Origin of the sequence: Pseudoalteromonas sp. SCSIO 43101 (assembly GCF_023650775.1) — a bacterium.
In the GTDB taxonomy this organism is placed as follows: Bacteria; Pseudomonadota; Gammaproteobacteria; order Enterobacterales; family Alteromonadaceae; genus Pseudoalteromonas; species Pseudoalteromonas apostichopi.
On the sequence record NZ_CP072673.1, the window covers coordinates 1,374,094 to 1,396,131 of the forward strand.

General features: G+C 40.7%; 17 protein-coding genes, 4 tRNA genes and 1 pseudogene. 6 read left to right on the plus strand and 16 right to left on the minus strand.

Going from position 1 to position 22,038, the window contains the following annotated elements; all coding sequences use genetic code 11:
• Position 1: 1 nt before the first annotated feature.
• Both gloA and J8Z25_RS06475 read right to left on the minus strand, forming a co-directional pair.
• The gene (gene gloA / locus J8Z25_RS06470; protein WP_054553771.1) at positions 2–400 is read right to left on the minus strand and encodes a lactoylglutathione lyase; all 399 of its coding nucleotides are present in this window, start codon (positions 398–400) and stop codon (positions 2–4) included.
• A 252-nt stretch (positions 401–652) separates the two neighbouring features.
• A complete protein-coding gene (locus J8Z25_RS06475) occupies positions 653–2,560 on the minus strand; it encodes an aminotransferase class V-fold PLP-dependent enzyme (RefSeq protein WP_167659214.1) in 1,908 nt (635 codons plus the stop codon).
• Positions 2,561–2,813: 253 nt separating this feature from the next.
• Here J8Z25_RS06475 and J8Z25_RS06480 point away from each other — a divergent pair, with 253 nt between their 5' ends.
• Positions 2,814–4,352, plus strand: coding sequence for a S10 family peptidase (locus tag J8Z25_RS06480; protein WP_250661868.1), 1,539 nt, complete (start codon positions 2,814–2,816; stop codon positions 4,350–4,352).
• A gap of 124 nt (positions 4,353–4,476) precedes the next feature.
• Here the strand turns inward: J8Z25_RS06480 and J8Z25_RS06485 are convergent.
• Positions 4,477–4,714, minus strand: a pseudogene (locus J8Z25_RS06485) (iron-sulfur binding domain-containing protein); the annotation flags it as partial.
• 230 nt (positions 4,715–4,944) lie between these two features.
• Here J8Z25_RS06485 and J8Z25_RS06490 point away from each other — a divergent pair.
• Positions 4,945–6,138, plus strand: coding sequence for a sensor domain-containing diguanylate cyclase (locus J8Z25_RS06490; protein ID WP_250661869.1), 1,194 nt, complete (start codon positions 4,945–4,947; stop codon positions 6,136–6,138).
• A gap of 214 nt (positions 6,139–6,352) precedes the next feature.
• On the opposite strand, the gene nth is transcribed toward J8Z25_RS06490, so the two are convergent.
• The 12 genes from nth to J8Z25_RS06550 form a co-directional block, all read right to left on the minus strand.
• Positions 6,353–6,985 (minus strand): endonuclease III, encoded by a 633-nt coding sequence (gene nth / locus J8Z25_RS06495; protein ID WP_130051851.1) that lies wholly within the window; start codon positions 6,983–6,985, stop codon positions 6,353–6,355.
• A gap of 38 nt (positions 6,986–7,023) precedes the next feature.
• Positions 7,024–7,722: an electron transport complex subunit E gene (locus tag J8Z25_RS06500; protein ID WP_130051850.1), complete on the minus strand. Its 699-nt coding sequence runs from the start codon at positions 7,720–7,722 to the stop codon at positions 7,024–7,026.
• Positions 7,722–8,357, minus strand: coding sequence for an electron transport complex subunit RsxG (rsxG, locus tag J8Z25_RS06505; protein ID WP_130051849.1), 636 nt, complete (start codon positions 8,355–8,357; stop codon positions 7,722–7,724). The genes J8Z25_RS06500 and rsxG overlap by 1 nt, the downstream gene beginning before the upstream one ends.
• On the minus strand, positions 8,357–9,412 hold the full coding sequence (gene rsxD, locus J8Z25_RS06510) for an electron transport complex subunit RsxD (RefSeq protein ID WP_130051848.1): 1,056 nt from the start codon (positions 9,410–9,412) through the stop codon (positions 8,357–8,359). The genes rsxG and rsxD overlap by 1 nt, the downstream gene beginning before the upstream one ends.
• Positions 9,409–11,871 (minus strand): electron transport complex subunit RsxC, encoded by a 2,463-nt coding sequence (gene rsxC, locus J8Z25_RS06515; RefSeq protein ID WP_250661870.1) that lies wholly within the window; start codon positions 11,869–11,871, stop codon positions 9,409–9,411. Before rsxC ends, rsxD begins: the two co-directional genes overlap by 4 nt.
• Positions 11,872–11,879: 8 nt before the next feature.
• Positions 11,880–12,434 carry an electron transport complex subunit RsxB gene (rsxB, locus tag J8Z25_RS06520; RefSeq protein ID WP_178926809.1) on the minus strand — a complete coding sequence of 185 codons (555 nt, stop codon included), beginning with the start codon at positions 12,432–12,434 and terminating at the stop codon, positions 11,880–11,882.
• A 1-nt stretch (position 12,435) separates the two neighbouring features.
• Entirely contained in the window at positions 12,436–13,017 is a 582-nt protein-coding gene (rsxA, locus tag J8Z25_RS06525; RefSeq protein WP_054553689.1) for an electron transport complex subunit RsxA, read from the minus strand.
• Positions 13,018–13,193: 176 nt separating this feature from the next.
• On the minus strand, positions 13,194–15,137 hold the full coding sequence (locus J8Z25_RS06530) for an EAL domain-containing protein (RefSeq protein WP_130051846.1): 1,944 nt from the start codon (positions 15,135–15,137) through the stop codon (positions 13,194–13,196).
• Positions 15,138–15,330: 193 nt separating this feature from the next.
• Positions 15,331–15,407 (minus strand) — tRNA-Asn (locus J8Z25_RS06535).
• 29 nt (positions 15,408–15,436) lie between these two features.
• Positions 15,437–15,513: transfer RNA gene (locus tag J8Z25_RS06540), tRNA-Asn, on the minus strand.
• Positions 15,514–15,532: 19 nt separating this feature from the next.
• Positions 15,533–15,609 (minus strand) — tRNA-Asn (locus tag J8Z25_RS06545).
• 21 nt (positions 15,610–15,630) lie between these two features.
• Positions 15,631–15,707 (minus strand) — tRNA-Asn (locus tag J8Z25_RS06550).
• 1,063 nt (positions 15,708–16,770) lie between these two features.
• Here J8Z25_RS06550 and J8Z25_RS06555 point away from each other — a divergent pair.
• From J8Z25_RS06555 to J8Z25_RS06570, 4 genes are read left to right on the plus strand one after another with little or no spacing between them, the layout of a single operon-like run.
• Positions 16,771–18,150, plus strand: a complete 1,380-nt coding sequence (locus J8Z25_RS06555) for an MATE family efflux transporter (RefSeq protein ID WP_130051845.1) — start codon at positions 16,771–16,773, stop codon at positions 18,148–18,150.
• Positions 18,147–20,141 (plus strand): excinuclease ABC subunit UvrB, encoded by a 1,995-nt coding sequence (gene uvrB, locus J8Z25_RS06560; protein ID WP_130051844.1) that lies wholly within the window; start codon positions 18,147–18,149, stop codon positions 20,139–20,141. The genes J8Z25_RS06555 and uvrB overlap by 4 nt, the downstream gene beginning before the upstream one ends.
• Positions 20,142–20,146: 5 nt before the next feature.
• Positions 20,147–21,076: a class I SAM-dependent methyltransferase gene (locus J8Z25_RS06565; protein ID WP_130051843.1), complete on the plus strand. Its 930-nt coding sequence runs from the start codon at positions 20,147–20,149 to the stop codon at positions 21,074–21,076.
• Positions 21,076–21,732, plus strand: coding sequence for a tRNA (adenine(22)-N(1))-methyltransferase (locus tag J8Z25_RS06570; protein ID WP_250661871.1), 657 nt, complete (start codon positions 21,076–21,078; stop codon positions 21,730–21,732). Before J8Z25_RS06565 ends, J8Z25_RS06570 begins: the two co-directional genes overlap by 1 nt.
• On the opposite strand, the gene J8Z25_RS06575 is transcribed toward J8Z25_RS06570, so the two are convergent.
• Positions 21,733–21,975, minus strand: a complete 243-nt coding sequence (locus tag J8Z25_RS06575; protein WP_054563649.1) for a hypothetical protein — start codon at positions 21,973–21,975, stop codon at positions 21,733–21,735.
• Positions 21,976–22,038 lie beyond the last annotated feature (63 nt).

Below are 22,038 nucleotides of genomic sequence, written 5' to 3' on the forward strand. Positions count from 1 at the left end.
ATCAAAAAGTGTTGTTATCTTTTTTCTGAATTAACTCAATCGCATAACCATCTGGGTCTTTAACAAACGCGATTTCAGTTGTGCCGCCTTTAACAGGACCCGGCTCACGACTCACATTACCGCCAGCAGCTTTAATGTCTTCGCAAGCTTTATAAATATCATCAAACTCAATAGCAATATGACCGTATGCATTACCTAAATCATAGCTGTCTGTATCCCAGTTATAAGTAAGCTCAAGCACTGTCGAATCTTTTTCATCACCATAACCGACAAAAGCAAGGGTGTAGCGGTACTCTTCATTGTCTGCACGACGCAGCTCTTTCATACCCAATACCTGCGTATAAAATTCAATTGATTTGTCTAAATCAGCAACGCGAAGCATTGTGTGTAATAAGCGCATTTTTAGCATCCTCTTTCTTGTCTTTAAATTCGCACAATTCTAATAACGCAGTGTGGTATAAGGCTGCGCGTTAAAATTATCAAAAATGGATTATAAGTTATTTCGATTGCTTGCACAGTAGCATTGAGACAAATCGCAAAGTCCATGCTGTAAAATTAATAACTAAGCTTTGGTATAAAGAAGGTAATGATATGCAGCAATGGGAGAGCTATTGCTGCATAACAATGAGGTATTTGAGATATAAGCGTACGTTTAGCTTTTCACTTTACCTTTCAGTACATAGATTTCGCCATCAAAACTCCCTTGGATTGTCAGACCTTGTCCCGCCAACTCTTTAAGATATTCGATATGCTCATTAGTGATATGTTGCCCCGGGACTAACAGTGGGATACCAGGAGGGTAAGGCGTCACTAATCCGGCACAGATTCGGTTGTTACTTTTACTAATCGGCACAGATTCACGTTCACCATAGAACGCATCACTTGGGATACAAGCCAAGTCTATAGCAGGTAAGTTTTCTGGTAAGCGAGTGCGCCTCATTGTGGTGGCTAGCTTCACTTTACCACTGTCGAGTTTTTTCAGTGCATTGTAAAGACGAATGATCTTTGAGCGTGTACCGCCAAGAGTTAGTAAAACTAAGATAGTACTGTGAGTATACTTTTCAATTTCAAGGCCAATTTCATCTAATAGGAATTTATGAATATCCTTTAATGAATAAGGTAGCTCACTAATATCTATAAGAATTTTTAGTGGGTCGTGGCCCATGTTATCGCCACGAAAATGTGGGAATATATCCATGAAATCTTGCTTATCGAGCACTTTTATATGTTTTAGGGAAGCCATTTGTTGCTTAAATTCTGCAACGTGATTCAGTAGGGCATTCAGTAATTTATAACCTTCCATTTCTAATTGTTTTTGGCATACATCTAGCGAAGCAATGAGCTGATATTTTGGCGAGGTACTGGCGTAAATACTGTAGATCTCACGAAAGAAATCGGCATCAAAATCAGGATCGTTAACATGAATATAAGATGCTTGAGAGAACGCTGAAACCACTTTATGTGCCGAATGGGTAACATAGTCCGCGCCAGCATTAATCGCCGAGTAGTGGCGTAAACTCGGGTGAAAAAGTGAATAAGCAAACCAGGCTTCGTCGATAAACACTTTAATACCGTGCTGATGCGCAAATTCAACCACTTGCTTTAAATCGCTAAGCAGGCCATCGTAAGTACAGCCTGTTAAAACCAATAATTTAGCATCGGTATTTTGTTCAATTGCTTGCTTAATGTCAGCCAGTGACGGTGGTGCGAAGATACCATATTTAGGATTCAAAATACTCGACAAGTAGATAGGTAAACTAGCCGATTGCAAAATGCCATAATGCACTGACTTATGGCAGTTTCGGTCTATTATCACCTTATCGCCTTTACGTAGCAAAGTTTGCAAAATAATTTTATTTGAAGTAGATGAGCCGTTGGTAACAAAGTAGGTATGTTTTACTTCAAATGTCGCCGCTGCTGATTCTTGAGAGCGGCCTATAGTGTTGGTACTGTCTGACAATGAGCCAAGCGAATCGACAGAAACAGACAAGTCGCCAACAAACACATTACGGCCATAAAACTGATAAAAGTCTTTAATATAGGGAGAGTTTCTAAAGCTAGCACCGCCACTGTGCCCAGGTGTGTGCCATGAATCGTTCGATTCACTTACATAACGACGGTAAGCGGTCCAAAATGGGGTTTCTGATCTGTCATCAAAGTCATTGATCATATAGCCCAAGATTGCTTCAGGGTCTGAAATGACCTCGTCTTTAAAAAAGAAAGATTCAATTTCTTCAGACTCGTTGACTATTTCCAAGCCTTTCGTATCGTCACCGATAACATAGACTGGCAGTTCAAGACGGATGCCTTTTAATTGCTCGATAAAGCGACTATAGGTGCGTTCGCCATTATTTAATACATCCCAACTAAGCACTACAGCTTGAATATCACCATCTTCCTCTACATAATTCAACGCCTGCTTGAGCTCAATGCACTCAACAATCTCGATATCAACATCAGTACGTTCAAAGTTAGGGATTGTTCTTGCTAGGTTCGTTGAAAGCTCTTTTAAGGTGGCAGGATCTTGCTCAATTAATAAGATACGAAGTAAAGGTAACATAGCAACTCTCATAAAAAATTCACATTACTCAACAGCATAACGAAAGGATGGAAGCTTGTGAAATTAATACATTGATATTTTTGTTTCGATACAGGGTATGCTTTTTTGCGTGTTAATCGCAGATAGTTGAAATTACATGTTCTTACTGTAAAAGTAATCGCTAAAGTAAAAGGTTAATTGAGCACTGAGTGATAAAACCACTCAAGCCAGATACAGCTAAAAATAAAGGCAAGCTTCCAAGGGAGAATAAAACATGGCGTATGTTGCCAATTTCAAAACCGTAGTCATCTCGACATTGTTTGCGTTTTGTACAAACGCGGTCAATGCAGATGAAATTTCAGATTCAAACAACAGTAAAAAGTCGATACCCGAAGCCACAAAATTTGTTACGCAGCATAAAGGCACTTTCAATGGCAAAAAGCTGAAATACAAAGCTGTAGCAGGTGAAACTTATTTATTAAACAAAAACGAACAGCCAACAGCTGCTATTTTTTCGTTTGATTACATAGCCTCAGACGGCAACAAAAATAGACCTGTTACATTTATCTGGAATGGTGGCCCTGGCTCATCGTCTAATTGGTTACACATGGGGGCTTATGGCCCCAAACGAGTTGTTGTACCAAGCGATGCAACATCTCCTGGAATGGCTCCTTACGAATTAAAAGAAGCGCCTGAGACGATTCTAGATGTGACTGATATGGTGTTTGTGGACCCTGTTGGTACAGGTTACTCACGTGCATTAGGTGACACTGAAAGCAAAGCCTTTTGGGGCTTGAATGAAGATGCATCTTCTATCGCTGATTTTATTGCCCAGTGGCTGACGAAAGAAAATCGCTGGAATGCACCAATATTTTTATTGGGAGAGAGTTATGGTACAACTCGAGCAGCAGCGGTTTCTAAAGTGCTTATGGATAAACACCTGATTAATGTAAATGGCATTATTTTTGTTTCGCAAGCTTTAGACTATCAAGGTTCAAGCCCTTATGTAGATGACAATATCATTTCTTACGTCACTTACATACCCACACTTGCTGCAACCGCTTGGTATCATAAAAAAGTAGACACATCAGGAAATTTTGAAGCATTCATTGATGCTAGCCGAAAATTTGCTGTAGATGAATTACTGCCTGCACTATTTAAGGGTAATGCGCTCAGTAAAGCTGACAGAGCGCTAATTGTTGATGGACTTCACCGTTATACAGGGCTAAGTAAACAATATATTGAACAGGCTGATTTACGCATTAACGCCTTTAGATTTGCAAAAGAATTATTGCGTGATGAGGGCGTTGCCGTTGGCTTTCTTGATGGACGTTATAAGCTTGATGAAAGCGATGATCTAACAGCAGCTCCTAAGCAAGACGCTTCGAAAGTTATAGGGCCGGCATATAAAGCGGCACTGATGAAATACATGCACACAGACTTAAACGTGCAGTGGAAAAGAAAATACTTAAATCCTGGCGACCCTGAGTTATCTGATAATTGGCGCTGGCGAACTGCTCCTGACGGACAAGGTTGGGAGCCAAAATACGTCAACACAGCACCGGATCTATCTTATGTTCTTCGTAGTAACCCACAGATGAAAGTGATGGTTGCCTCTGGATATTACGATATTGTTACCCCATTTTTTGATGCTGAATACACTTTAAATAGACACGGTATATACGCTGATAAAATTGACTATCACTATTATCACGGCGGTCACATGATGTATGTTCACGAACCAGCAAGAGTGTCGCTTTTAAGAGATACGCGAGAATTTATTAAAAAGCAGGTGAGCCAAAATCCTCGATAATAGCCTAGTACATTGTGTCAAACCCTGTGTTTGGCACAATGTGCAAAATGAGCTTGCATGGGGATAGAAAAAGAAGAAGTGGGGAACATCACCTTTAGATTATTTGCTTTCGAGTAGACTTCAACTACTCAGTCTTTTCTTTAAACTCACACAAATCTTCAATATTACAACTGCCGCATTTAGGCTTACGAGCAGTACATACATAGCGGCCATGCAGGATTAACAAGTTTAGGTACCACTTCTTCTAGTTTTTGTTCTACAGCAAGCACATCTTTACCCATGGCAAACTTAGTGCGGTTAGAAACGCGGAAAAAATGCGTATCAACAGCAATTGTCGGCCAGCCGAAGTATACTGAAAGTAGATTTAGATGATTGCGCTAAAATAGGCTGCTTTGAGAGGCCAATGGCCGTTGTTAACGATTAAGTTGTCTAGTCTATTTGTTTGATAATCTTAGATACTTCAGTGTTTGGTTGATTAAAAATCGATTCTTTCGATTCCTGTATAGAAAGTAATGTGATCAATTTGTTAATTATTTAGTAACCTATCGCTGTTTTATCGTTATAATGATAGTGACTTAATAGGTGAGTGAATGTGAGCATCATTTTTATAATTTTAGTTTTGACACTGTTGTTTACCTTTATAAAAATTAGACAGTATCAAATAGAAGTGCGTGCTGCTAGGTTCGATAAACAGCGTGCTGACATCGTTAATAAAATAGCAAAATGTATCAGCTCTGAATTAGCGCCGAATCAAATAATAACCATTGCGCTAAAGGATATAGCCCAATATTTCCCTATGTATCGTGTATCCTATTCTACTATTTCACCTCAAGGGATTTTATCCGTACATAGCTGTATACCCACTGAAAACTCACCCTCTATCGAAGGCATAGAAGCTGATTTAACTATTGCTCCGCAATACCTCGCAGCGCTAAAAAAACAAAAAATATTGGCGATTGATGATGTCGAAACCAACTCACTTATAGCGCCATTAAAAGACGCTATGATAGAAGGAAAGACCAGAGCTGTACTGGATGCTCCTATCAATGTAAAAAATAATGTCGTCGGTTTATTTTGCTTGGACAGTGCATCAACTCAACACTGGTCGGCCAGTGAAATTGAAATAATAAAAGAAGTTACTTCTTACATTGAAATTGCAATTCGCCAAGCGAACTATGTGATTGATATTGAGCAAATGGCAGCCAAATTAAAAAAATATAATCATAGTCTTGAAGAGCATGTTAAAGCCCGTACGGCAGAGATCGAAATAGCCAAGAAAAAAGCTGAAACACTTGCCTTAACGGACGAATTAACACAGCTTCCTAATCGCAGAGCTTTTTATCAAATGGCTGAATGTCAGCATTCACAAGCTGTACGTTATTGTCATTCGTATTGTGTAATGATGTTTGATATCGATAACTTTAAGTCTATTAACGATACCTTCGGTCACGCTGCTGGTGACAAGGTGCTCTGTTCACTTGCAGATTTAGTGCGAAAAATTATAAGAAAGTCCGATGTCATCGGGAGAATAGGCGGCGAAGAGTTTGCGATGATGCTACCTGAAACTGAAATAGAAGAGGCAAAAGACATGGCTGAACGTCTGAGAGCACATGTAGAACAATGCCAAGTAAAATTTGAGCAACAAACTATTCGTTTTACCTTATCAATAGGTGTCGCCCAGCAGCCAGATTATAAACAAAGTTTTGACTCTATTTTAGCTCAAGCAGATACTGTGCTTTACCAAGCTAAAGCCTCAGGTCGAAATAAGGTAAACTGTACTGCCTGAAGAAATATTGTGGCTGCGTTTTTCGAATAACCGAGAGTGAGCTGCATCTACTTTTTATGAAGAGAAGCTTTCATTTAGAAGTACTGTGCTTATTGAGGGGTGTTATCACGTCAGGGGTGATTGTATGCCCATCACTTACTTACCGAAGCCGCCCCTTAATGGGTGGTCTAAAGGTGCTGACTGAGTTTGAGTAATACAACAATGAAGTCTTTGATTACTCAGTTTTATCCTTAAACTCACACAAGTCTTCAATAATACAACTGCCGCATTTGGGTTTACGTGCAGTACATACATAACGACCATGTAAAATGAGCCAGTGGTGCACATCGACTTTAAATTCTTTAGGTACTACTTTTTCTAATTTTTGTTCTACAGCAACTACATCTTTACCCATGGCAAACTTAGTGCGGTTAGAAACGCGGAAAATATGCGTGTCTACAGCAATGGTCGGCCAGCCAAAGGCACAGTTTAAAACAACATTCGCGGTCTTTCTGCCAACACCCGGTAATGCTTCGAGTGCTTCACGATTCTCTGGTACTTCTGAGTTATGTTTATTGACCAGAATCTCACACATTTTATAGACATTATTAGCTTTAGAATTAAATAAACCAATGGTCTTAATGTAATCACGAAGGCCTTCAAGGCCCAAATCAAGAATCGCTTGAGGCGTGTTAGCAACAGGGAAAAGCTTACGTGTGGCTTTATTAACCCCCACATCTGTTGCTTGTGCTGATAAGGTAACAGCAACTAATAATTCAAACGGGCTTGAATATTCAAGCTCTGTTTCTGGGTGCGGATTTTGTTCACGAAGACGAGATAAGATCTCGTAGCGTTTTTCTTTATTCATGGTGGCGTAAAGCACGCAGTGACGGTGCGCGCTCTCCTTTAAGTTAAACTCGTTACTCGGGCTCTTGGGCCTTTTTCTACTTCTGGAGTAACAACTTGCTTAGATTTTATTTGTGTATCAATGACATTTTTTGCAGCAATCAATAAACCAAGTCCCAAAAAGGCACCCGGAGGTAAGATAGCTAATAAAAATTGGTTATCAAAACTGAATACTTCAATACGAAGTGAAGCAGCCCACGGCCCTAATAGTAAATCGGCGCCATCAAATAGCGTACCTTGGCCAATAAGCTCTCGCATCGCCCCTAATACCACTAAAACTAGCATGAAACCAAGACCCATCATCAGTCCGTCAAAGGCTGAAAGTGGCACGGTATTTTTAGAGGCGAATGCTTCTGCGCGACCGATAATGGCACAGTTAGTAACAATAAGTGGAATAAAAATCCCCAGTGATTGGTAAAGCCCAAATGTATAGGCATTCATCATCAGCTGCACAATGGTTACAAAGCCTGCGATGATCATCACAAAAACAGGGATACGAATATCTTTAGGCACCCAGTTACGTACTATCGATACGGTTACGTTAGAGCCAACCAGTACCAATAAAGTCGCTAATCCAAGGCCTAACGCATTGGTAATCGTTGATGTAACGGCAAGTAGCGGGCACAAGCCTAATAACTGAACAAGGGCAGGGTTATTGGCCCACATACCATCTTTAAACAAGGTTCTAACTTGGCTCATTACTTGGCTCCTTGACAGATGTTTGGTGCAGCAAACAGATTATCAAATTCAGCTTGGGCAAACAGCACAGCTTGTTTTACTGAGCCGACAACGGCACGAGGTGTAATGGTTGCACCGGTGAATTGATCAAACTGGCCGCCATCTTTTTTAACCGCCCAGCGGTTGTCATCTTCACCCAGTACATTTTGGCCTTTGAAAAGGGTGATCCAGTCAGATTTTTTGATCTCGACTTTATCGCCAAGACCCGGCGTTTCTTCGTGTTTAGTGACACGGACACCGGCTATTTCGCCATTGGCAAAAACTGCTGTTAATAAGTTGATATCGCCGCTATAACCACTTGGTGTTACATGGCGCATCACTAAAGCATAAGGCTTATTGTCTTTGTAGGCGCGGTAAATAACTTGCTCTGGGCGTGGACCTAAGCGCTCATCGGTGATCACAACACAATCTTTATAGAGCTGATTGTCGTAATGATGAGCATCAAGTACTTGTTGCAGTTGTTCTGCAAGTTGTTGCTTTTCTTGCTCTTCAATACGCTCAGCAGTCAAGTTATGAGTAAGGGCTACAGTGCCTGTGGTAATGAGCGCAAACGCAGTAAGAATAGCACCATTTTTAGTCATTGAGGAAAGGATCATTATTTCACCCCATGGCCGTAAGTTCGTGGTTGCGTGTAGTAATCAATTAAAGGCACCGCCATATTTAACAGCAATACACTAAATGCCACTGCATCAGGGTAACCACCAAAAGTACGAATTAAGTAAACAAGCAAACCAATTAACGCGCCGTAAATTAAACGCCCTTTATTAGTTGTTGATGCAGAAACAGGATCCGTGGCAATGAAAAATGCCCCTAACATAGTCGCACCACTGAATAAGTGAAATACCACACCTGGTTCTGTGCCAGGGGCGGCGATATAACCTATACCACTGCACACGGCTATCGAGGCTAAAAAGCTAACAGGGATATGCCAATTAATGATTTTAGCTTTTAATAAATAAAGACCACCGATTAAAAAGCCGAGGTTAACCCAGCCCCAGCCAAGACCAAACCAGTCGTTAAAAATTGGTTTACTCATGCTTTCAGCCACCGTTAGGTGATGGGCGACATCTGTTTTAACGGTATCAAGCGGTGTTGCCATAGTTGTGCCATCAATTGCTACACGTAATTGATCGACACTAAACCCAGCGCTGGTAAAGCCATTGAAAATAACAGACAGCTGTTGTGAGAAGCTAATCGGAGATGCAAGTAAATCACTCACAGGTAACCAACTAGTCATTTGCACCGGAAACGATACAAGTAGTAATACATAAGCCGCCATAGCAGGGTTAAATAAATTAAAGCCAAGGCCGCCATAAAGCTGTTTTACAATAACAATTGCAAACATACAGCCAATTACGATAATCCACCAAGGCGCTAAAGGTGGAATACTCAACGCCAGTAATACGCCCGTTAACCAAGCACTGCCATCACTGAGTGTTGGCCAAACTTTGCGCTTACGAAGCAGCAATACAGCGGCTTCACAGGCGCTTACTGTTATAAGTGCGAGAATAAGCTGAATTAAAACGGCTGTGCCAAAAAAGTACACTTGGGCAATTAAGCCAGGAATACACGCAGCAATCACCGTCATCATTAATCGACTTAATGATTTATGGCTATGATTATGCGGCGAACTCGCCATGGTTAGTTTCATGACTTATCGTTTCCTTCTTGTTGTAACTTTTTAGCTTTAGCTTTTGCAATTGCACGGGCGACTGCTGCTTTTTTCTTATCTTCGCTAGACTCAGGTTCATCAGATTGCGGTTTGGCATCTGCCTCATCACTTGAATCATTTATTTGCTCTGAATAATCGTCACTCTGCGCTTGCTCTTTAGCGGCTTTTTTCGCTTTGGCGCGAGCGATAGCTGCAGCAACGGCGGCTTTTTTCTTATCTTCGCTAGACTCAGGTTTATCAGATTGCGGTTTGGCATCTGCCTCATCACTTGAATCATTTATTTGCTCTGAATAATCGTCACTCTGCGCTTGCTCTTTAGCGGCTTTTTTCGCTTTGGCGCGAGCGATAGCTGCAGCAACGGCGGCTTTTTTCTTGTCTTCTCTAGATTCAGTAGCATCAGACTGCGGCTTGGCATCTGCCTCATCACTTGAATCATTCGTTTGCTCTGATGAACCGTCACTCTGCGCTTGCTCTTTAGCGGCTTTTTTCGCTTTAGCGCGAGCTATGGCTGCAGCAACGGCAGCCTTTTTGTCATCAACTGGTGCGCTATCTTCTTCAGCTTCAGTTTGGTTTTCAGCAGCTTGAGCGGCTTTCTTCGCCTTTGCACGAGCGATAGCAGCTGCAACAGCTGCTTTTTTGTCATCTTTTGTTGAGTCTACTTCTGCGTTATCTTCTTTAGCTTGCGCGGCCTTTTTCGCTTTAGCGCGGGCAATAGCGGCAGCAACAGCAGACTTTTTATCGTCTTTATCGACGCCTTCTTCACCTTGCTCTAGTGCTTTTTGCTCTTTATATTTACGTGCTTGTTCTTTACGCGCAGCACGCTCTTTAGCTATTTCAGAGTTATCAGGCTCAAGCTCTGCACCCTGCTTTTTCGCTTTAGCACGCGCGATAGCAGCAGCGACAGCTGATTTACTCTCTTTGTCATCAGATTTAGTTTTAACTCGTGCTAGTGCATCGGCCACTTTTTGTTTTTCGCTATCTGACTTAGCAGCTGGCTTACGTTTGTGGCGGTTTTGACGTTCTTCTTGTTCGCGCTCTAAACGCTCTTTACGTGCTTCAAAACGCTCCTTTGCACGCTCAGCTTTAATTTGTTCTGCTTGCTGTTCTTTTATTTCTGCTTTAGCAACACGATAGTACTGAACGAGTGGAATTTCACTTGGGCATACATATGCACATGCACCGCATTCAATACAATCGAATAGGTTGTGCTCGTTGAGTTTGTCGTATTCTTTAGACTTAGCGAACCATTGTAATTGCTGCGGTAACAATGAAGCAGGGCAGGCGTCAGCACAGGCACTACAACGAATACAGGCTTTTTCATCACCCGGCTCAGCAAGTTCTTGGTGATCTGGCGCTAAAATACAGTTTGTCGTTTTAACGACACCAATTCGCACTGTTGGTAGGGTAAAGCCCATCATCGGGCCGCCCATTACAACACGTTGTTGTGGTACTGGTGAAAAACCTTGGCAATCTAATAAATGTTTAATTTCAGTGCCCAGTAAAGCCCACACGTTACCCTGTTTATGAATGGTGTTACCAGTTACAGTCACCACACGCTCAATCAGAGGTTTACCCTCATGCACAGCTTGATTTACTGCAAACAAGGTACCGACATTTTGCACTAACATACCAATATCAGCTGGAATACTGCCACTAGGGACTTCTTTGCCAGTTAGCAATTTAATCAGTTGTTTTTCACCGCCAGAAGGGTAAACCGTTGGCACTGTTTGTACCATTATGCTGTCGTTATGTTCAGCTGCTTTTTTCATAGCAGCAATGGCTTCTGGCTTATTATCTTCAATACCAATAATTGTGAGCTGCGGGTTTAACAGCTGCTGCATTAATTCAATGCCCGCGATAATACCATCAGCATGTTCGCGCATTAGCATGTCATCAGCGGTGATATATGGCTCACATTCGACGGCATTGACAATTAAAAACTCAATGTCTTTACGTATATCTGCTTTGACATAAGTAGGGAAGCCAGCGCCGCCCATACCTGAAATACCGCTTTGATGAATAATATCCACAAGCTCATCATGCGAAAGTGCTTTGGTATCAGACACAGACCGAAGCTCGCACCATTTATCTTCACCATCAGGTTCAATGATAACGCTAAGTTCTGGCAGCGCTGATGGGTGAGCAGATGGCATTGGGCAAATATCGCTGATCAGCCCAGATGTTGGTGCGTGTACTGGCACTGACCAATTCCCGCTTGGTTTCGTTAATGCTTGGCCTTTAAGTACCTGTTGGCCTTTTTCAACAATGAGTTTGCCGTTAGCGCCAATATGTTGTTTTAGTGATACAACAAGTTTGTCAGGTAGTGGTAGTCTTGCGATTGCTTGCTTAGTTGATTGCTGCTTTTGACCAGGTGGGTGAATACCTCCAGGAAATGGCCACACTTTACCTTGTTTAATTTGATCTATTAGCTTTTCCATCTGTGCTCCTAATCTACCTGAGTCACAGGGATTGCGTTTAATTGCCATTTCCAGGTTTGTTTAGTTTCTTTTACGGGCAACATATCAATACAGTCTACAGGGCAGGGTTCTACACATAAGTCACAACCGGTACATTCATCAATTAACACGGTATGCATTTGACGCGTTGCACCGATAATGGCATCAACAGGGCAGGCTTGAATACATTTGGTACAGCCAATACATTCATCTTCACGAATATAGGCGACTGTTTTAATCGGATCAGCTTGCTCACCGCCTGCAAGTGGTTTTGCTTCAACACCCATTAAATCAGCTAATTTTTTTACAGTTGCTTCGCCGCCTGGTGGGCATTTATTTATTTCATCGCCGTTGGCAATCGCTTCAGCATATGGGCGACAGCCAGGGTAACCACATTGGCCACATTGTGTTTGCGGTAAAATGGTATCAATTTGGTCAACTATAGGGTTGCTCTCTACGCGAAAACGCACGGCAGCGAAACCTAAAATTAAACCAAATATTAGCGCTAATGAACCTAACGCTATCAAAGCATAAAACAAGGTCATATTAAAACTTCACTAATCCTGTAAAACCCATAAAGGCCATCGACATAAGGCCTGCAGTGATCATCGCAATAGAAGCACCCTTGAAAGGAGCAGGGACATCAGCCGCAGCTAAGCGTTCACGTAATGCAGCAAACAGTATTAACACCATAGAAAAGCCCACTGCGGCACCAAAGCCGTAAACAGCGGATTGCAAGAATGAGTGGTCTTCTTTGATATTAAGTAGGGCAACGCCTAATACAGCACAGTTAGTGGTGATAAGCGGTAAGAAAATCCCTAATAAGCGATAAAGTGTCGGGCTGGTTTTTCTAACCACCATTTCAGTAAATTGCACGACAACAGCGATAACCAAAATAAAGCTCATGGTACGCAAAAACTCGATATCCAGCGGGATCAAAATATAATGATTTACTAGATAACTAGTCACGGAGGCAAGTGTAAGTACAAAGGTTGTGGCTAAGGACATACCAATCGCGGTATCTAACTTACCCGACACGCCCATAAATGGGCATAAACCTAAGAATTGAACTAAAACGAAGTTGTTGACTAGCACGGTGCCAATCAATAACAAGACATACTCTGTCATGCGTGCCTCACGAGAATAAAAACGACCCTATTATCCTTTTTTCTGGGGGCTGACACAACACATGAGGGACGAATAGATAAAATTAACAAAGCTGTTTACGATTAAAGTGTTAAAGCTAAGTTAATAGATAGAATAGGCCCAAAAACAGTAAGGTTTTTTGGGCCTTTAATAGGGGGTTAAATGTCTTTTGGTTTTTCGATGTAATAGCCTTGCACACCATCAAGACACAGAGTTTCAATGATATGCTTTTCTTCTTGGCTCTCTACACCTTCAGCAAATACACTCACTCCAATACGGTGGGCAAGATCAACCATTAAGCGCATAAAATATTGATTATTTTTATCTTCTTCAAGGCCGCGGGTATAACTTGCATCCATTTTGATGAAATCAGGTTTTAAATCTCTAAAGAATTTAAATGACGTTAAACCAACACCAAAACGCTCTACAGTGATACGCGCACCGACACGATGCACCATATCGATAAAGCGCTTACTTGCTTTAATATTTTGTTGCAAGCCAAACTCGCTCACTTCAAATATAAGCTTAGAGGCGATATTACTGTCTTTTAGTAGGCGGCGCTCAAGCCAGATCACAAATTGATCATTATGGGCGCTTGATGCGGTAACATTGATTCCAAAGAATTTCTCAGAAAAATTACGGGTTTTAATTTTTTCTAAGCTGGTGTCAATGATTAAGCGGTCAATTTCCATAGCCATTTCTAGCTTTTCGGTCATAGCAAGAAAAGAGGCAGTTGGTAGCATTTGATTTTCTGCGGTTTTGAAACGAACCTGAATCTCTGCATAGGCCTTCACACTTTTACCAATTGGCATAATGTTTTGCATGACCAAGTGAACACGTTTGGTTTCGATCACTTCGTTAATCACTTTACGCCAGTTTTGGTTACCAAAACCAGCGCTAGCATTATTTACAAGGTCAGTCTCGCGTTGAACATGCCATGCGTTAGCTTGCTTTGATTGCGCCATACTCATCGCATTATCAACAATAGATAATAACTCTCCTAAAGGTTTACCTTTTTCGTAACCGACAATACCTGTGTTCGCGACTGAGCTTAATTCTTGATTTTGTTGATACTGAGTAAATCGAGACTGTAAGTTATCACCAAAACGTTCCGCTTCTTTTAGTGGGGTATTGGGCAACACAACTGCAAAGTCTGAGCTGTTTAAACGAAACACTTGGCTACCAGTATAAGTACCACTGATATGTTTAATTATATCGGCCACGCTTTTAACATAATCATCACCTTTTTGGTAACCACGAGTTTGGTTGATGGCTTGCAGCTCGCTACAGCGAACCATCGCAAGTGAACCAAAAGTACTTTTTTCTGCGTTTTCGATATTCTTTTCGTAGTACTCAACAAACATATTACGGTTGCCAAGGTTAGTCACTACATCTTTATAAGCTTCTTTTTTGATGTTCAGCGCATTGTTTTGAATATCGTCGTGTTTAGTTTGTAAAAAGTGAGAAAGGCGGTTGAATGAAGGGATTAAATCTTTGCTTAACTTTTTTAGGCTAGTTGTATCAATTGATTGTTCTAGGTCATCATCAATTTGGTTTTGATTAATATAAATATCAACTATATCTGCAACTGTAGTGCTAATTTTACGATTAAGGCGGCGGAACATGCTCTTCATATAGATAATAGGAAGTAGGGCAATCAAGCCTGAAATTAAAATAACAACAAATAGAGCCTGTTGTAATAAGCTTGCGAGATTATGCGCATTAATTGTGAATTCAACCTTTATATCAGATGCTTGGTTAACGGCAAATTGAGGGCGAATTGAGTTAAACGTAGCATTTACAATTTCAGCAAATATGGGTAGGGGTTGACTTGATTCAACTGAGCTAACTACTTGGCCCGCTTGATCACGGATCACAAACTTAGAAAAAGTACTGCCATCGGCAAGCGCGTGTTTAATTTTTTCTGGTGCTAGTTCATCTAATGTCTGAGTATTTATATAAGCACTAACGACATTTTGTGCTTTTTGCTGAGCATCACTGACAGCACTGTCGAAACTAAGGGCAATAAAATAACCACCTAATAAAGCAAAAAGCAGCCAAGATATGAGTTGTATAAATATAAGTTTTTTAAAGCCAGCCATGTTCTTATCTTATAAAAGCCTAACGGAAGGAATCAATTCCTTGATTGATCGCTTTAATTACAGTCATTACATTCTATCGTAAAAAATAGAAAAAACTTTAGAAATAACTTTAATGTAGGGTAGATTATAAGCGCTTTAAAGTCTAATACAATCGAAGAATAGTAGTAGATAAACCTGATTATTTTCTGTGAGTTGGCTCCCCCTCCCCGACTCGAACGGGGGACCTGCGGATTAACAGTCCGTCGCTCTAACCAACTGAGCTAAGGGGGAACTAAATAGAGTAGTAGGGTGCTATGATTTGGCTCCCCCTCCCCGACTCGAACGGGGGACCTGCGGATTAACAGTCCGTCGCTCTAACCAACTGAGCTAAGGGGGAACAATCATATTCATAAACTTGGCTCCCCCTCCCCGACTCGAACGGGGGACCTGCGGATTAACAGTCCGTCGCTCTAACCAACTGAGCTAAGGGGGAATCGTTTATGATTGAAAAACTTGGCTCCCCCTCCCCGACTCGAACGGGGGACCTGCGGATTAACAGTCCGTCGCTCTAACCAACTGAGCTAAGGGGGAAGCGTCATGCCTTTCAACGGGGCGAAATATTAATGACAGCATTGCAAAGTGTCAACATAAAAACTTCATAAATTCAAAAAAGAAGCTTATTCGATGTTTTTATGTTCGATCTGCGCAAAATGTAGCTGAAAACCACTGCATTTTTTAGCTTGTAGTAGGGGACCTATGTCGAAAGCTTTTATTTTTTGCATGCTTTTTAAACAGAAGCATCATTTTAAAAGTATAAAAAAGTTTCTTTGCTTAGATATTCTTTACCAAGTTGAGTAAATCATCATTTATCCAATGTTTTATTCTAACTATGAAAATCAGATCTAATTCTTTTTGTTTGAAGTTCTCCGAGCGTAATTTTTTCTTTGTATTTACTGTGTAGGACTAGTAAAGATTTCTCTATTCTTTGCAGAGAAACTCAAAAATGATCTGAACCCAATAGAAGTAAACTCATTTTTAGTGCTGTATTTCATATGCTTAGCATATGAAATTTTATAGAACTTTAATTGTCATACTTAACTTTATAATAGGGTAGAACAATTTTTACGCGTTCTTTTCTAGAAACTTATAAAAAGGTTAAAACAATAGGCTTTGTTACTTTTCCTATACAGAGATGAACATCCACCTTAGAAGCCTTTATATTTGCGGCTTCTAGAGAGTTATCCACGGTTTCTGTGGATAACTCTGTTTATTAAACTTTAAGAACAGCTATAGTACTAGGATTTTAGGGCGCTACAGCAATTTCAAGCATTTAATTAAGTTTTTTTATTTTATTATAAATCAATTGCTTAGTATTTTTATCTGAAGCCATGCTGAATTGATAAGTAAATTTATTCGTGACGATGAAATAGCGCGATTTGTTGTGTAAAAAAACAGCGAAAACTGCCTTTTAATTGTAACAAAGCTATTAAAGTTGTTTTTATCTTGTATTTTATGAGGGTTAGTGGTTATTTTTATGTCAAAGTGTCAAAAGTGATAGTTTTGTGTATCAATTTTGATTCTGCTAATAAAGCATAGCTTGCAAGAGAAGGATGCTTTAAACTAACAGGTTCAGAAAAAGAGGCAAAGTATCCCCATGAGCGTGAAACCGCAGAGCAAAACTAAACCTGATCTTTTAAACTCACCCATTCTGCCAACCTTAAAAAAAATGACCATTCCGATGATCTTTGGAATGATCACCCTAATGATGTTTAACCTTGTTGACACCTTCTTTATTAGTTTACTAGGCACTGAACCTCTCGCCGCTGTCAGTTTTACCTTTCCTGTTACTTTTACTGTTATTAGCCTTGCAATTGGTTTAGGTATAGGCACTTCAGCGGTTATCGCTAAAGCCCTCGGTAGTGATAAGTTAGATGAAGCTCGCTTTGATGCCAGTATGTCATTGTTGGTATCGGTTGTGATGGTGTTTAGTCTTTCTGTGATGGGCTATCTTCTGATAGATCCTATTTTTAAGTTACTTGGTGCTGGTGAATTAGTATTACCGCTTATTCATGAGTATATGAGTGTATGGTTCCTTGGCAGCGTGTTTTTAATTACACCTATGGTTGGCAACTCAGTACTTAGAGCAAGTGGTGATACCAAAACTCCGAGCATTGTTATGGGTGGAGCGGGGCTGATTAATGCTATTTTAGACCCTATGCTTATTTTTGGCTTTGGGCCTATTCCCGCATTAGGTATACAAGGCGCAGCAATTGCCAGCGTTATTGCGTGGTCGGTTGCGGTGGTTATCATTTTATATATTCTAGCAATTAAAAATGGCTTATTGAGTTTGCATGCTGGTTTGCAAACACCATTTAGCTCAATTCAAAAAATTCTTAAAATTGGTTTACCAGCGGCGGGGGCAAATATGCTTACACCAATAGCAATGGCGGTAATTACGGCATTAGTGGCTAAGCATGGTCCTGAAGCTGTAGCAGCGTTTGGTGTTGGAAGTCGAATTGAGTCTATCGCAAGTCTTGTTGTGCTTGCTTTATCGATGACTTTACCGCCATTTGTTAGTCAAAACTTTGGTGCCGGTAAGTTTGAACGTGTAAAAGAAGCCTACACTAAAACCTTAAAATTCGTGATGATTTGGCAGTTTGCTATTTATATTTTACTGCTATTAACTTCTGGCTTGATAGCTAATGTATTTGGTAAAGAGCAGGCGGTAATGGATGTTATTAAGCTGTTCATTTATATCCTACCGCTAAGTTATGGCCTACAAGGGGTAATTATTCTATCGAACTCTTCATTTAACGCATTACATAAACCGATGAATGCGCTTATTTTAAGTGTAGTACGTCTGTTTGTTTTTTACGTGCCTTTTGCTTATATCGGCAGTGAGTTTGCTGGGTTAAAAGGGTTATTTATTGGCGCGGCTATAGGTAACCTATTTACTGCGGTAGTTGCCTATAGATGGTTTATCAAAGAAGTTGATGGGTTAAGTGAGTCTTATGTGAAGGAGTGTCATTCATGAGCGACCATTTTCAGCTAGTTTCTAAATTTCAGCCAAATGGTGACCAACCAACGGCGATTGCACAGTTAAAAGACGGTCTTGAGGCTGGGCTTGCACATCAAACATTATTAGGGGCTACAGGAACGGGTAAAACCTTCACTATGGCCAATATCATTAATGATTTGAATCGGCCAACCATTATCATGGCACACAACAAAACACTCGCTGCTCAGCTTTATGGGGAAATGAAAGAGTTTTTCCCTCATAACGCGGTTGAGTATTTTGTTTCTTATTATGATTATTACCAGCCAGAAGCCTATGTTGTTGCTAGTGATACATTCATTGAAAAAGACGCGTCTATCAATGAGCATATTGAGCAAATGCGTTTAAGCGCTACTAAAGCGCTACTTGAGCGTCGTGATACGATCATTGTGGCTTCGGTGTCTGCTATTTATGGTTTGGGCGATCCAGACTCATATATGAAAATGATGCTACTGCTTAAAGTTGGAGAAACTGTCGATCAACGCGACATGCTGCGTCGTCTTGCTGAATTGCAATATACTCGAAACGATATTGAATTTAGCCGTGGTACATATCGTGTTCGTGGGGAAGTGGTTGATATATTTCCTGCAGAATCTGATACTTATGCCGTTCGTGTGGAGATGTTTGACGATGAAATAGAGCGTTTAAGTATTTTTGACCCACTTACTGGGGCTGTTGAAAAGCACATTGTACGCGCTACTATTTACCCAAAAACGCACTATGTTACGCCGCGTGAAAAAATTCTCGATGCTATTGATAAAATAAAAGATGAGCTTAAAGACCGTCGTTCTCAGCTACTTAGTGCCAATAAACTTGTAGAAGAGCAACGTATTGCTCAGCGCACCCAGTACGATATCGAAATGATGACCGAGCTTGGTTATTGCTCAGGAATCGAAAACTACTCGCGTTACTTATCTGGCAGAACGCCAGGCGATCCGCCGCCAACATTGCTTGACTATTTGCCTGATGACGCATTAATGATTATCGATGAATCGCATGTTACGGTATCGCAAATCGGTGCTATGTATAAAGGTGATAGAAGCCGTAAAGAAAATCTCGTTGAGTATGGTTTTCGCTTGCCATCGGCGTTAGATAACCGCCCATTACGCTTTGAAGAATTTGAAGCAATCGCGCCGCAAACTATTTATGTGTCAGCCACCCCAGGTGACTTTGAGCTTGAACGCTCGTCAGGGGAGGTTGCAGAACAGGTCATTCGTCCAACCGGGCTTATTGACCCAGAAATTGAAGTGCGCCCAGTGGGCTCACAAGTAGATGACTTACTCTCTGAAATATACAAACGAGTTGAGGTCAACGAACGGGTATTGGTAACTACTTTAACCAAGCGTATGGCTGAAGATTTAACCGACTACCTAAATGACCATGACGTAAAAGTTCGTTATTTGCACTCAGATATCGATACCGTCGAACGGGTTGAAATTATCCGCGATTTACGTGCAGGTGTGTTTGATGTGTTAGTGGGCATTAACTTATTACGAGAAGGTCTCGACATGCCAGAGGTATCCTTAGTAGCGATACTTGATGCCGATAAAGAAGGTTTCTTACGCTCTACTCGTTCACTGATCCAAACCATAGGTCGTGCTGCACGTCACTTAAATGGTAAAGCGATTCTTTATGGTGACCGCATTACTAAATCAATGAGACAAGCCATTGATGAAACAGATCGCCGCCGTGAAAAACAACAAGCTTATAATCTTGAGCATGGTATTGAGCCGCAAGCTTTGGTTAAAAGCATCACCGATATTATGGATGTGGGCGAAGAAGCAAGCCCTAAAGACAACCTTAAATTGGTGCGTAAAGAGTCTAAACAAGTACTCAGCGCAAAAGAAATTGCCAGCCAAATTAAAGAGCTTGAAGCGAAAATGCATGCCTATGCTAGCGATCTTGAATTTGAAAAAGCGGCATCTGTGCGTGATGAAATTCACGAATTACAACAACAGTTAATTAACTAAAGATTATGACAAACGATTTTTCTGCCATTTTAAATGCTTTAGCAGAGGCTCCTCTTGCTACAAATGAATTATGCCGTGTATTTCATGGCCGTGGCCACTCCGTGGCTGAGCTTAGTCACATTAACTTAGACTTTTATCCGCCAGCACTTTTTTTAGTTTCATATGAAGAAATAGATGAACAAGTGCTTGAGCAATTAACTAATACAGTGTGGCAATGGGCGCAAGTAAACGCACCAGAGCTTGTGACTGCATTGGTTTACCAACAACGTTGTGGAATTAATACCCGAAATTCTCTTCTGTTTGGTGAATTACCACAAGAGCACCTTGTTAGTGAAAATGGTATTAAGTTTAAAGTAGATTTACTTAGTCGCCAAAATACCGGTATATTCCCTGATATGCGTCGTGGTCGTGAGTTTGTCCAAGCTAATAGTAAAAACGCAAAAGTGCTAAACTTGTTTTCTTATACTTGTGGCTTTTCTGTTGCTGCAATGCAGGGTGGTGCTGACCAAGTTATTAATATGGATATGAATAAAGGCGTGCTTAGAACGGGTAAACAAAACCATCAGTTAAATGGTTTTGCTCAAGGAGTTAGTTATTTCCCACACGATATTTTAAAGTCATTCGGCAAGTTAAAAAAATCAGCACCTTATGAATTGATCATTGTTGATCCACCGAGCTTTCAAAAAGGAAGCTTTATATTGACTAAGGATTATCAAAAAATTCTGCGTCGTTTACCTGAACTGTTAAATGAAAACACCCAATTATTGCTTTGTGCTAATAGCCCTGAGCTTTCAGAGCAGGCGTTTAAAGAGCTAATTGCTGAGCATACGCAAGGGGCTATTTGTTTTGTTGAGCGTTTAAAACCGACAGATGGCTTTGTTGAAGTAGACAGTGATCGAAGTTTAAAAGCCTTAGTCTATAAAACAGCAAATTAATGGCATTGAGTAAACGACTATCAGCCATCGTTGATGTGGTTGATTCAGGCTATGACGAAATCTGGGATTGCTGCTGCGACCACGGTTTGTTAGGAATTGAGCTTTTACAGCAAAATAAAGCACAGCTTATACATTTTGTTGATATTGTGCCTGAGTTGATGCAAGCACTAAATGACAAACTGGTGCGCTTTGCCACTAACGAGCAATGCGCTCGCTGGCAAGTTCATTGTCAGGATGTTGCGATGATTTCCCCTGATCCAAATAAACGTCATCTTGTTATTATTGCGGGTGTTGGTGGTGAGCTATTGGTGCAATTTTTAGCGAAGATTGTGGGTCATCACCCAGGTATTCATATTGACTTTATTGTTTGCCCTGTACATCACAGTTATCAAGTTCGCCGCTATTTGCAAACACTCTCATTAGGGCTCGTATCAGAACAGTTGATTTGTGAAAATAAACGCTTTTATGAAATCATAGCTATGAGTGCGTCATCATCGAAACAGGTTACTCGAGTTGGACAGCAAATGTGGCAACTAACAAGTAAAGAGCACCAAGCCTATTTAAAGCAGTTATGTGCTCATTACCAACGCATGTTAAATCAAGACGCGGCTTATTATCAGCCAGTGCTTGATGAGTACTCAGCTTTATTATTGTAATTAAAGTTTATTAATTTCTTGTTTTACGCTGTAGCTAGAGTCAGTGACAATGGCTTCGAGCGTTTGTACACGTTCTCTTAATTCTTGAAGTTCTTTTGTCACTTCGGCAACATGTTCGTTTGCTTCTTTTGAATTCTTTAAAGTCCGTGATTTAAACTCAAGGTGTTTTTTATACATATCATAAATTACCCCAGAGCCGACTGATATCAGCACGATTAACACCACCATGGTAGTACCTGACATACTATTCTCCTTCCATATTTAGTACCTAATAGAGTATAGATTGTATTTAAAAATGCAATTTGC

Bases quoted from the DNA above. Each gene is read 5' to 3' on its own strand.
- rsxG (WP_130051849.1), bottom strand. From the start codon at position 8,357: ATGATCCTTTCCTCAATGACTAAAAATGGTGCTATTCTTACTGCGTTT.
- rsxD (WP_130051848.1), bottom strand. From the start codon at position 9,412: ATGAAACTAACCATGGCGAGTTCGCCGCATAATCATAGCCATAAATCA.
- J8Z25_RS06475 (WP_167659214.1), bottom strand. From the start codon at position 2,560: ATGTTACCTTTACTTCGTATCTTATTAATTGAGCAAGATCCTGCCACC.
- J8Z25_RS06530 (WP_130051846.1), bottom strand. From the start codon at position 15,137: ATGGCTGGCTTTAAAAAACTTATATTTATACAACTCATATCTTGGCTG.
- J8Z25_RS06555 (WP_130051845.1), top strand. From the start codon at position 16,771: ATGAGCGTGAAACCGCAGAGCAAAACTAAACCTGATCTTTTAAACTCA.
- gloA (WP_054553771.1), bottom strand. From the start codon at position 400: ATGCGCTTATTACACACAATGCTTCGCGTTGCTGATTTAGACAAATCA.
- J8Z25_RS06565 (WP_130051843.1), top strand. From the start codon at position 20,147: ATGACAAACGATTTTTCTGCCATTTTAAATGCTTTAGCAGAGGCTCCT.
- J8Z25_RS06575 (WP_054563649.1), bottom strand. From the start codon at position 21,975: ATGTCAGGTACTACCATGGTGGTGTTAATCGTGCTGATATCAGTCGGC.
- J8Z25_RS06570 (WP_250661871.1), top strand. From the start codon at position 21,076: ATGGCATTGAGTAAACGACTATCAGCCATCGTTGATGTGGTTGATTCA.
- rsxB (WP_178926809.1), bottom strand. From the start codon at position 12,434: ATGACCTTGTTTTATGCTTTGATAGCGTTAGGTTCATTAGCGCTAATA.
- rsxA (WP_054553689.1), bottom strand. From the start codon at position 13,017: ATGACAGAGTATGTCTTGTTATTGATTGGCACCGTGCTAGTCAACAAC.
- rsxC (WP_250661870.1), bottom strand. From the start codon at position 11,871: ATGGAAAAGCTAATAGATCAAATTAAACAAGGTAAAGTGTGGCCATTT.
- J8Z25_RS06480 (WP_250661868.1), top strand. From the start codon at position 2,814: ATGGCGTATGTTGCCAATTTCAAAACCGTAGTCATCTCGACATTGTTT.
- uvrB (WP_130051844.1), top strand. From the start codon at position 18,147: ATGAGCGACCATTTTCAGCTAGTTTCTAAATTTCAGCCAAATGGTGAC.
- J8Z25_RS06500 (WP_130051850.1), bottom strand. From the start codon at position 7,722: ATGAGCCAAGTTAGAACCTTGTTTAAAGATGGTATGTGGGCCAATAAC.
- nth (WP_130051851.1), bottom strand. From the start codon at position 6,985: ATGAATAAAGAAAAACGCTACGAGATCTTATCTCGTCTTCGTGAACAA.